Source organism: Streptomyces sp. WELS2, from assembly GCF_013870595.1.
Lineage (GTDB): Bacteria > Actinomycetota > Actinomycetes > Streptomycetales > Streptomycetaceae > Streptomyces.
This window is the reverse complement of record NZ_JACBWZ010000523.1, coordinates 1-4,519: the sequence shown is the minus strand read 5'-3', so window position 1 is coordinate 4,519 and position 4,519 is coordinate 1. Positions and strand designations below refer to the sequence as shown.

Annotated in this window: 4 protein-coding genes and 1 pseudogene; 3 read left to right on the top strand and 2 right to left on the bottom strand. The window is 72.5% G+C overall.

The annotated features are described in order from the left end of the window. Together H5J33_RS24745 and mce are read right to left on the bottom strand one after the other, a co-directional pair. Positions 1-519 (bottom strand): annotated as a pseudogene (locus H5J33_RS24745) (hypothetical protein); the annotation flags it as partial. 229 nt (positions 520-748) lie between these two features. Next, positions 749-1,189: a methylmalonyl-CoA epimerase gene (gene mce, locus H5J33_RS24740; protein WP_181797084.1), complete on the bottom strand. Its 441-nt coding sequence runs from the start codon at positions 1,187-1,189 to the stop codon at positions 749-751. 149 nt (positions 1,190-1,338) lie between these two features. Between mce and H5J33_RS24735 the strand changes: the two genes are divergently transcribed. From H5J33_RS24735 to H5J33_RS24725, 3 genes are all read left to right on the top strand, one after another. Further along, positions 1,339-2,538, top strand: a complete 1,200-nt coding sequence (locus H5J33_RS24735) for an acetyl-CoA C-acetyltransferase (protein WP_181797083.1) — start codon at positions 1,339-1,341, stop codon at positions 2,536-2,538. A 50-nt stretch (positions 2,539-2,588) separates the two neighbouring features. Continuing rightward, positions 2,589-3,545, top strand: a complete 957-nt coding sequence (gene meaB, locus H5J33_RS24730) for a methylmalonyl Co-A mutase-associated GTPase MeaB (protein WP_181797082.1) — start codon at positions 2,589-2,591, stop codon at positions 3,543-3,545. 149 nt (positions 3,546-3,694) lie between these two features. Next, positions 3,695-4,519, top strand: an 825-nt coding sequence (locus H5J33_RS24725) for an MFS transporter (protein WP_399552916.1), incomplete at its 3' end; no start/stop codon positions are given.

Sequence of the window (4,519 nt, the reverse complement as noted above, 5' to 3'; positions counted from 1 at the left end):
GGACTCCTCCAGCAGCCGGCGGGCCTGCTGTTCGGTGCGGGCGCGCAACTGCTCCGCCCACGCCACGTTCTCGTTGACGTGCGACTCGACGGTGGCGCGGCGCTCGGCCAGCTCCTGGTCGAGCTGCTGGCGCCGGGTCACCGCCTCCTGGTGCAGCTCCGCCTGGAGCCGGGCGGCCTGCTCGGCGTGCTCCTGGAGGATGCGCTGGGTCTGCGCGCGGGCCTGGCTCAGCTCCCGCTCGGCGTCCTGGCGCAGCTGCTCGGCCTGCATCTGGGCGTTGCGGAGCAACTGTTCGGCCTGGTAACCGATGTCACCGCCGTCGTAGGCGGGCCGGGTCATGAGGGTGCGGCGCGCCTCGTGCAGCTTGGCGCGCAGCACCTCGACCTGGTAGCCGAGGTCCTCGGCGTGCTGGATCGCCTTCTCCCGCTCGGTCCTCAGCCGCTTCATCTCGGCCTCGAACCGAGAGAGGTGGTCGACGTCAGCCGCCGGCTCTCGCTCCTGGCTCTCGTAGCCCCGCACTGCGCGGTCCCATCCGTCCCCTGGTCAGCTTCTCCAACGAGCTCCGTCCATCCGCCGGACGGGGCCCCCGGGGAAGGGTGTCGGACAGAGGGCGGAGCACGGGCTGCTGCCCCGACGCTCGTCCCCCGAAACCCGGACCCCGGCTCGGTCCCGCCGGCAACGGCAGGACCCGGTCGCCCCGGTTGACGGGACGACCGCCCCCAACCCTACCGGCCCTTATGTACGGGGGTCAGTGCTCGGGCGACTCAACAGGGGCCGAAGTGACCAGTTCTGTGAGGACGCCATGGCAGTCCTTGGGGTGCAGGAAGGTGATCCGCGAGCCCATGGAGCCGCGCCGGGGCTCGTCGTAGAGCACGCGCACGCCCTTGCCCCGGATCTCCTCGGAGTCGGCGTCCACGTCCGCGGTGCCGAAGGCGATGTGGTGGACGCCCTCCCCGTTCTTCGCGAGCCACTTGGCGACCGTGGAGTCCTCGCGGACCGGCTCCAGCAACTGGAGGTAGGAGGCACCGCCGTCGGAGGTGCCGTTGATCCGGAGCATGGCCTCGCGCACGCCCTGCTCCTCGTTGACCTCGGTGTGGAACACCTCGAAGCCGTACGTGGCCCGGTAGAACTCGACGGTCGCGTCGAGGTCGTGGCAGGCGATCCCGATGTGGTCGATTCGCGTCAGCATGGATTCAGTGCAGCGCTCCCGGGGTGGTTACGCAACGTGCGCGCGATCACACCGACAGGCCGATGACGGCGTGTCCAACCGCTCAGTACATTCGAAGTAAACCCTCGTTCACTCCTCGGCTGCGCGCAGCTGGAAGGGGATCGCACCTCATGTCTTCTGGAACGACCAGCTCGGTGATCGTCGCGGGCGCCCGGACGCCCATGGGGCGGCTGCTGGGCTCCCTGAAGTCCTTCTCCGGAGCCGACCTCGGCGGCTTCGCGATCAAGGCCGCCCTCGACCGCGCGGGGATCGGCGGCGACCAGGTGCAGTACGTGATCATGGGCCAGGTGCTCCAGGCCGGCGCGGGCCAGATCCCGGCCCGCCAGGCCGCCGTCAAGGCCGGCATCCCGATGAACGTCCCCGCGCTCACCGTCAACAAGGTGTGCCTCTCCGGCCTAGACGCCATCGCCCTCGCCGACCAGCTGATCCGCGCCGGCGAGTTCGACATCGTCGTGGCGGGTGGCCAGGAGTCCATGACCAACGCCCCGCACCTGCTGCCGGGCTCCCGCGAGGGCTACAAGTACGGCGCGCTCGAGATGCTCGACGCGATGGCCTACGACGGCCTGACCGACCCGTGGGAGAACATCCCGATGGGCGAGTCCACCGAGAAGCACAACACCCGCCTCGGCATCAAGCGCCCCGAGCAGGACGAGATCGCCGCCCTGTCCCACCAGCGGGCCGCCGCCGCCCAGAAGAACGGCCTGTTCGAGGCCGAGATCACCCCGGTGGAGATCCCGCAGCGCAAGGGCGACCCGGTGCTGTTCAGCAAGGACGAGGGCATCCGCGCCGACACCACCGCGGAGTCCCTGGCCAAGCTGCGCCCGGCCTTCACCAAGGACGGCACGATCACCGCCGGCTCCTCCTCGCAGATCTCCGACGGCGCCGCCGCCGTGGTCGTGATGAGCAAGGCCAAGGCCCAGGAGCTCGGCCTCGACTGGCTCGCCGAGATCGGCGCGCACGGCAATGTGGCCGGCCCCGACAACTCCCTGCAGTCGCAGCCGTCCAACGCCATCCGGCACGCGCTGGGCAAGGAGGGCCTGGACGTCTCCGACCTGGACCTCATCGAGATCAACGAGGCGTTCGCCGCGGTCACCGTGCAGTCAATGAAGGACCTCGGCGTGTCCACGGAAAAGGTGAACGTCAACGGCGGCGCCATCGCGCTCGGCCACCCGATCGGCATGTCCGGCGCCCGCCTCGTGCTGCACCTGGCGCTGGAGCTCAAGCGCCGGGGCGGCGGAATCGGCGCCGCCGCGCTGTGCGGCGGCGGCGGCCAGGGCGACGCGCTGATCGTGCGCGTGCCCAAGGCCTGAGACCCCGTAGGTGACGATTCCGGTACGCCGGTGAAGTGAACGGAGCTGTGATGCAGGACGTCTCCTCTCTGGTGGCCCAGGCCAGGGAAGGCCGGCCGCGGGCCGTGGCCCGGCTGATCTCCCTGGTGGAGGGGGCGTCACCGCAGCTGAGGGAGGTCATGGCGGCACTGGCGCCGCTGACCGGCAACGCCTATGTGGTGGGCCTGACCGGCTCGCCCGGCGTCGGCAAGTCGACCTCAACCTCCGCGCTGGTCACCGCCTACCGCAAGCAGGGCAGGAGGGTCGGCGTCCTGGCCGTCGACCCGTCCTCCCCGTTCTCCGGCGGCGCCCTGCTCGGCGACCGGGTCCGGATGGCCGACCACGCCTCCGACCCCGGTGTCTACATCCGCTCGATGGCCACCCGCGGCCACCTCGGCGGGCTCGCCTGGGCCGCCCCGCAGGCCATCCGGGTGCTGGACGCGGCGGGCTGCGACGTGATCCTCGTCGAGACGGTCGGCGTCGGCCAGTCGGAGGTCGAGATCGCCTCCCAGGCCGACACCAGCGTGGTGCTGCTCGCCCCGGGCATGGGCGACGGCATCCAGGCGGCCAAGGCCGGGATCCTCGAGATCGGCGACGTGTACGTGGTCAACAAGGCCGACCGGGACGGCGCCGACGCCACCGCCCGCGAGCTGAACCACATGCTGGGGCTGGGCGAGGCCCGCGGTCCCGGCGACTGGCGCCCGCCCATCGTCAAGACGGTCGCGGCCCGCGCCGAGGGCATCGACGAGGTGGTGGAGGCCCTGGAGAAGCACCGGGTCTGGATGGAGGAGCGGGGCGTCCTCGCCGAGCGCCGCACGGCCCGCGCGGCCCGCGAGGTGGAGACCATCGCCGTCACCGCACTGCGCGAACGCATCGGCGACCTGCACGGCGACCGCCGGCTCGGCGCCCTCGCCGAACGCATCGTCGCCGGCGAGCTGGACCCCTACCGCGCGGCGGACGAACTGGTCGCGGGACTGACCCGGGGCTGAACCCTGGCCGGTCCGGTGATCACCCTGCTAACGTGACCGGCATGCTGTTCCTCCTCATGGCGTAGGGCCACACCCGGCAGCGGGGCCGCACAGACGGCCACCGCGCCCTCAGGTGTCCCCTTCTTCCGCCTCTCCAGAGGAACTCCCGCGTGTCCACGCCCCTGCCGCGGCCCTCGTACGCCGCCGTCCTGCGCGTGCCCCAGGCCCGCCGCGCCTTCACCGCCGCCCTGACGGGCCGTCTGTCCTACGCCACGGTCGGCCTCGCGGTGCCGCTGTCCGTCACCGCCGCCACCGGCTCCTGGGCCGTCTCCGGCGTCGTACTGTCCCTGTTCGGCGCCACCTCCGTCCTGCTGATGCCGCTGCGCGCCGCCCTCGTCGACCGCCACGGGCCGCGCCGGGTCCTGCTGCCCATGTCGCTGCTGTACGGCGCCGTGCTGGCCCTCCTCGCCGCGCTCACCTGGCGACCGGGCGCACCCGCGGCGGCCGTCGCCGGCACGGCCGCGCTCGCGGGCTGCTGCGCGCCGCCGCTGGGCCCGGCCATGCGCGCCCTGTGGTCCGCGCTGATGCCGGACGAGGGCATGGCACGGCGCGCCTACAGCCTCGACGCCGTCGCCGAAGAGCTGCTGTACGTCTCCGGGCCTGCGCTGGTCGGCGCGCTGCTGGGCGTCGCCCCGGCAGCCGCCGCGCTCCTGTTGAGCGCGGCCCTGAACGTGGTCGGCACCTGCGCCTTCGTCACCTCCCCGGCCCTGCCCGGTCCGCGACCCGCCGCCCGTCGGCGACGGTCCGTCCCGGTGCGCGGGCTGCTGCCGGCGGTCGTGGTCGCACTGGGCCTCGGGCTGGCCATCAGCGCCGTGGAACTGCTGGTGCTGGCCTTCGCCGAGACCCGCTCCTACGACACCGCGCTGGTCCCCTGGATCCTGGGCTCCGACTTCTTCGACCGCTCGCTGTCCGCGGCCGGCATCCAGAGCGTGCTC

What these genes read in the sequence shown, in the direction of transcription:
- mce (WP_181797084.1), bottom strand. Translation starts at nt 1,189, where the DNA reads ATGCTGACGCGAATCGACCACATCGGGATCGCCTGCCACGACCTCGAC.
- H5J33_RS24735 (WP_181797083.1), top strand. Translation starts at nt 1,339, where the DNA reads ATGTCTTCTGGAACGACCAGCTCGGTGATCGTCGCGGGCGCCCGGACG.
- meaB (WP_181797082.1), top strand. Translation starts at nt 2,589, where the DNA reads ATGCAGGACGTCTCCTCTCTGGTGGCCCAGGCCAGGGAAGGCCGGCCG.